This window comes from Bacillus cereus group sp. BfR-BA-01524 (genome assembly GCF_022662595.1).
Classification (GTDB): domain Bacteria; phylum Bacillota; class Bacilli; order Bacillales; family Bacillaceae_G; genus Bacillus_A; species Bacillus_A thuringiensis_S.
In genome coordinates this window covers 1-223 of sequence record NZ_JAKUDW010000450.1, presented here as the reverse complement: position 1 = coordinate 223, position 223 = coordinate 1, and the positions used below count along the sequence as shown (strand labels likewise).

The following is a 223-nucleotide window of genomic DNA, read 5'->3' as shown; positions in this document are numbered from 1 at the left end:
TATGTATTCTCCAAAAATGTTTGTAACACGTGAAGCGTATAGTCAGTTCTTATATAACTCTATTAATGCAGTTGAAAAAGAAACAAAACCAGAAGTGAAGCCAGACCCAAAGCCTGAAACAAAACCAGAAGAAAAGCCAGAAGTGAAGCCAGATCCAAAACCTGAAACAAATTTACCATCAAATTTAGATAAAGGTTTAGTTACAGAGGAAGTTAAGTATAAT

General features: G+C 33.6%; 1 pseudogene. It reads left to right on the top strand.

The features are described from left to right. Positions 1–223, top strand: a pseudogene (locus MR170_RS31840) (S-layer homology domain-containing protein); the annotation flags it as partial.